The 4,879-nt window shown below is 60.4% G+C and carries 5 protein-coding genes and 1 pseudogene; 5 read left to right on the top strand and 1 reads right to left on the bottom strand.

Annotated elements, in window-relative coordinates; genetic code table 11:
- Positions 1-67: 67 nt before the first annotated feature.
- A pseudogene (locus K7H22_RS19795) lies at positions 68-907 on the top strand (M48 family metalloprotease); the annotation flags it as partial.
- A gap of 64 nt (positions 908-971) precedes the next feature.
- Here the strand turns inward: K7H22_RS19795 and K7H22_RS19790 are convergent.
- Complete coding sequence (locus K7H22_RS19790) at positions 972-1,829, bottom strand: universal stress protein (protein WP_230802528.1); 858 nt, start codon at positions 1,827-1,829, stop codon at positions 972-974.
- Between the two features lie 129 nt (positions 1,830-1,958).
- On the opposite strand from K7H22_RS19790, the gene K7H22_RS19785 reads away from it, so the two are divergent.
- The 4 genes from K7H22_RS19785 to K7H22_RS19770 all read left to right on the top strand — a co-directional run.
- Positions 1,959-2,183 carry a helix-turn-helix domain-containing protein gene (locus tag K7H22_RS19785; RefSeq protein WP_230802527.1) on the top strand — a complete coding sequence of 75 codons (225 nt, stop codon included), beginning with the start codon at positions 1,959-1,961 and terminating at the stop codon, positions 2,181-2,183.
- A 2-nt stretch (positions 2,184-2,185) separates the two neighbouring features.
- Entirely contained in the window at positions 2,186-3,901 is a 1,716-nt protein-coding gene (locus tag K7H22_RS19780) for a cation:proton antiporter (protein ID WP_230802526.1), read from the top strand.
- Between the two features lie 35 nt (positions 3,902-3,936).
- Complete coding sequence (locus K7H22_RS19775; protein ID WP_230802525.1) at positions 3,937-4,707, top strand: SDR family NAD(P)-dependent oxidoreductase; 771 nt, start codon at positions 3,937-3,939, stop codon at positions 4,705-4,707.
- A partial coding sequence (locus K7H22_RS19770) for a cation-transporting P-type ATPase (protein ID WP_330165872.1) occupies positions 4,685-4,879 on the top strand: 195 nt, incomplete at its 3' end. The genes K7H22_RS19775 and K7H22_RS19770, both read left to right, overlap by 23 nt.

Here is a 4,879-nt window from a genome sequence, read left to right as displayed (position 1 = left end):
TTTTCACTGTGGATTTGTATCGGAAGGTTCAGCTAGCCTGTGCTGAGGGCATGAGCCAGCGTGAGGCGGCGCGCTTATCGCGCTTGTTGTCGCTGCGGCAATGAGCGTTTTTACCTAGTGGAACTCGGACCGGATGGTCATGCGGATGCACAACGCCCAGCCGGTGATGCCCGGCGACCGGATGGGCCTTCACGCCTTGACCATGGAACTCGCACGGAACGCAGAGCTTTCTGCGCCAGCGGTCTACCTGATCGATACGTTGCAGCCGAGTGCTTTTGCCACCGGACGCAACCCCGCGAACGCCGCCGTAGCCGTGACCACCGGGCTTGTGCGCAGCCTGACCCGCGAGGAACTGGCCGGGGTGATCGCGCATGAATTGGCCGATATTCGCAACCATGACACCGCAATCATGACTGTGACTGCGACCCTCGCCGGTGCGATCTCGATGCTTGCCAACTTCGCGATGTTCTTTGGCGGCTCGCGGAAGCGGCTGGGTCTGGTCGGCACGCTTTTGATGATGGTCCTTGCGCCGATGGCGGCGGCACTGATGCAGATGGCCATCAGCCGGACACGGGAATATGCGGCAGACAAGGCCGGAGCCGCGATTTGCGGGCAGCCTTTGTGGTTGGCCTCGGCGCTGGAGAAGATCGCAATGGGGGCCGCGCGGATCGACAGCCACGCCGCCGAGAGCAATCCGGGGACCGCACATATGTTCATCATCAATCCGCTGCACGCGCATAAACATGACAGTCTTTTCGCAACCCATCCTGCAACCGAGAACCGCGTGGCCGCCCTGCGAGCCATGGCAGAGGCACGCCGACCCGTCTCGGACGCGGCTGGCCTGTCCATATCGGCCAGCCGCGTTCCCAGGACCCGGAGCCGCGGACGATCCGGTCCTTGGAACTGAACACGGTGCTGAGCTGTCGACAAAGTTTTAATGCATCAGGTTTCCGACGGTGGCGTCCCTGACCCTATTTGAACGGGGGGATTGCCAGAACATCTACAGGTGACCACCGCAGAACTTGTTCGGTCACGCTGCCCAGCAACATGCGTGATACCGCACCTTTGCCTTGGGTCGAGAGCACGAGCAGATCGGATTTGAGGTCTTTTACAGCTCGCAGAATTTCTTGAGCAGTGGTTGTCTCGTCGAACCGAACGATCTGCTCGGTCTTTGTGCCACCCAGCTTTGCCATGAAGGCCGCCAGTTCGCGTTTGGCCTCTGCACGCAGAGAGTTCAGGTAGTCTTGCTTGTTGGTTGGTGGCAGCGTTCCAGACATCGCCAGTCGCACGGCCGGAGCGTTGAAAACGCTGAGGGCGGAGCGGCTGCCTTCTCGACCGATTTGCAGCGTTTCAAACAAGTTCAGAGCAAGACGCGAGTCCTCTGACAGATCCGTGGTTAACAGAACATGACGATAGTCCCCGAGGGGGGCGCCATTCACCATCAGAACTGGACAGGACACGGCCCGGATCGTGCGTTCTGCGGTCGTTCCGACAAAGGCGTCCCGCAGGATGTTACGGCGGTGCGGGCCGATGACAAGCAGATCAGGGCTGGCTTGCTCAACCGCCTCTGCGATTCCGGCGAAAGGGTCCGCCAAAATGACTTTCGTGTCGCAGGATATGCCGTCAAGTGTCTCAAGCGATCGGGCAAGCTCGGATAGAAGCTGTCGGGCTTGTTTGGTATCCTGCTCTACGATGCTGCGCGGACGATCATCATCGACAACATGAACAAGCTCGATGCACGCGCCATGCGAACGTGCCAAAATAACCGCCCGACGCAAAGCCCTGTCCGATCTTTCGGAGAAATCCGTGGCCAGCATGATGCGTTGCATGAGGTGCCTCCCTTGTTCACTCAGCAATTCATTCAACCATGAGCTTTCGTCCGATGGTTTGATTCAGGTCAATCAAACATAACCATACGCCGCTATACTTCAGAAAAATCCGGCAAAAGGTGCAGAACGATGCCCCATGATCACTATCAAACCGTCAAGGAGGTGGCTGATCGTCTGAAGGTTGCCGAAGCGACGGTGCGGCACTGGATCAAGACTGGTGAACTGCGCGCCATCGACATCGGCAAGGGCTGGCGCATCGCAGATGCCGATCTGGAACAGTTCATCAAGCGCCATGAAACAGCCCCGCGCTTGCAAAACGACGGACATGAAGATCCCGTCAGGGAAAGGAGATGACAATGCCAATGTCTTCTTTCGCCGAAGTGGCTCTCCTTCTGGTGCTGGCGGCAGGGATTGGGCTTTTCGGCATTTTCCTGCGCCAACCCCTGATCGTCAGTTTCATCGCCGTTGGCTTGATCGCCGGGCCTTCGGCGCTGGATGTCGTGCATTCGGATGCACAGATCGACCTGCTTTCGGAATTGGGGATCGCGGTCCTGCTGTTCCTTGTCGGCATCAAGCTTGATGTGAAGCTGGTGCGCTCTCTGGGGGCTGTCTCGGTCATGACCGGCATGGGGCAGGTTCTGTTCACCGCTTTCTTCGGTTACTTGATCGGGCTGGCGCTTGGGCTTGACCATGTGACCAGCCTTTACGTCGCGGTCGCCCTGACCTTCTCCTCGACCATCATTATCGTCAAGCTGCTGTCCGACAAACGCGAGATCGACGCCCTTCATGGCCAGATCGCCTTGGGTTTCCTGATCGTCCAGGATCTGTTCGTGGTGCTGGCCATGATCGTGCTGTCAGCCATCGGCATTGGTGCGGGCGGGGATGCGGGGCATGGCGGGGGCTCGATCCTGAGCGTTTTGTTGTCAGGCGTTGCCCTTTTGGTGGCCGTCATCCTGTTCGTGCGCTACGCCGCCAATCCTTTGACCGAGCGTTTAGCCCGTGCGCCGGAACTTTTGGTGATCTTTGCCATCGCACTGGCCGCGATGTTCGCGGCCGTTGGTGATCTGGTCGGGTTGGGCAAGGAGGTGGGCGGTCTTATGGCTGGGGTGGCCTTGGCCTCGACCGCATACCGCGAGACGATCGCGGCTCGGTTGGCTCCCTTACGTGACTTCCTGCTGCTGTTCTTCTTCATCGCCCTTGGCGCAACGCTGGATCTGTCCTTGCTGGGCGCGCATGTCACAGGGGCAGTCGTCTTCTCGCTGTTCGTGCTGATTGGGAACCCGTTGATCGTGCTCGCCATCATGGGGGCAATGGGCTACCGCAAACGGACTGGATTCTTGGCCGGTCTGACGGTGGCACAGATCAGCGAATTTTCCCTGATATTCGTCGCCATGGGCGTCACGCTGGGCCATGTGACCGACGATGCTCTGGGTCTTGTCACCATGGTCGGCCTCGTGACCATCGCGGCATCCACTTACATGATCACCTTCTCGCACAAGCTTTATGCGCTGTTCGAACCTTTCTTGGGGATATTTGAGCGCAAAGGCACGCCCCGCGAGCCCACTGATTTCGTTGCCACTGACGACAACGATGACAAGGTAATCGTCTTTGGTCTTGGTCGTTTCGGCACGGCCATCGGCCTGCGCCTGCAAAAGCGCGGCATCCGGGTGCTGGGGGTGGATTTCAACCCTTTGGCGGTGCGGCGTTGGCGTGAGTTGGGGATGAAGGCGAGGTTCGGTGATGCGACCGATCCCGAATTCGTGGCCGAACTGCCGTTTCAGGGCACGCGCTGGATCGTATCGACGGTCCCGATCCACCCCACCGGATTGAGTCATGAGGACACGCGGCGGACATTGATCCAGCTGTCGCGGACAGCGGGGTTCTCCGGACGGATCGCGGCCGCTTCGCACAGCGCTGGTGACACCGAGGTGCTGTTCGGGGCAGGCGCCGACATGGTGTTGGAGCCGTTCCAGGACGCTGCCGACCGAGCCGTCGAATTGCTCTGCGGCGCGGCGGAGGAAGACCGGACAGACATCCCCGAGATCGCAACTGAGGGGCGCGTCGTGACCTGAGGGCGATAAGCATATTCACAGAAAGGAAGAAGACAATGAACCGATTGGAAGGAAAAATCGCCATCGTGACCGGTGGCGCCGTAGGCATCGGCCGCGCCTGTGTGGAGCGCATGACAGAGGAAGGCGCGAAGGTCGCGATCCTTGATTTGCTGGCCGACGAGGGCGAGGCCTTGGCCAAGGCGCTGTGCGAAACGGGACATGACGTTGCCTACTGGACCGTGGATGTGACCGATGAAGCCGCGATGAAGGCGGCGGTGGACGCTGCTGCAGCGCGTTTCGGCGGGCTGAATGTCATGGTCAACAACGCGGGCATCTCGGGCAGTCCTGCCCCCACCGATCAGGTGAGCGAGGCGGACTGGGACCGGGTTCAGGCCGTGAACGTGAAGGGCGTGTTCTTCGGCACCAAACATGCCATCCCGCATCTGCGCGCGTCGGGAGGTGGGTCGATCATCAACCTGTCCTCCATCGCGGGCCTGATCGGTGTTGGCGGGCTTGCCGCCTATCACGCCTCGAAAGGGGCGGTTCGGCTGATGAGCAAGAATGACGCGATCACCTATGCGCCCGAACAGATCCGCGTGAACTCGATCCATCCAGGCTACATCTGGACGCCGATGGTGGAAAACCATCTGCGGACCACATCCGATGATCTGGAGGCTGCGAAAGCTGCGGCAGGGTCCGTACATCCGATCGGTCACATGGGCGATCCTGACGACATCGCCTGGGCCGTGGTCTATCTGGCCTCGGACGAGGCGAAGTTCGTGACCGGCGCCGAACTGGCGATTGATGGCGGCTATACCGCCCGCTGAAAGGACTCTGATGTTGCTGACCGATCCGCACAGCCAGCCTGCCGATGCCTGTCTGTCGGCGCTGGACTCGGCCCCGGCGGGGTTGAGCGCGGCTGAGGCGGCGCGGCGACTGGCAGCGCACGGTCCGAACCGTCTGCCCGAAGTGCGTGCACATGGGCCGCTGATGCGGTTT

Origin of the sequence: Seohaeicola saemankumensis (assembly GCF_021021435.1) — a bacterium.
Taxonomy (GTDB): domain Bacteria; phylum Pseudomonadota; class Alphaproteobacteria; order Rhodobacterales; family Rhodobacteraceae; genus Seohaeicola.
The sequence above is the reverse complement of the archived record's forward strand: the minus strand, read 5'-3'. Positions and strand labels throughout refer to the sequence as shown.

Excerpts from the sequence above, each read along its gene's own strand:
- K7H22_RS19790 (WP_230802528.1), bottom strand. The coding sequence starts at position 1,829 with ATGCAACGCATCATGCTGGCCACGGATTTCTCCGAAAGATCGGACAGG.
- K7H22_RS19785 (WP_230802527.1), top strand. The coding sequence starts at position 1,959 with ATGCCCCATGATCACTATCAAACCGTCAAGGAGGTGGCTGATCGTCTG.
- K7H22_RS19780 (WP_230802526.1), top strand. The coding sequence starts at position 2,186 with ATGCCAATGTCTTCTTTCGCCGAAGTGGCTCTCCTTCTGGTGCTGGCG.
- K7H22_RS19775 (WP_230802525.1), top strand. The coding sequence starts at position 3,937 with ATGAACCGATTGGAAGGAAAAATCGCCATCGTGACCGGTGGCGCCGTA.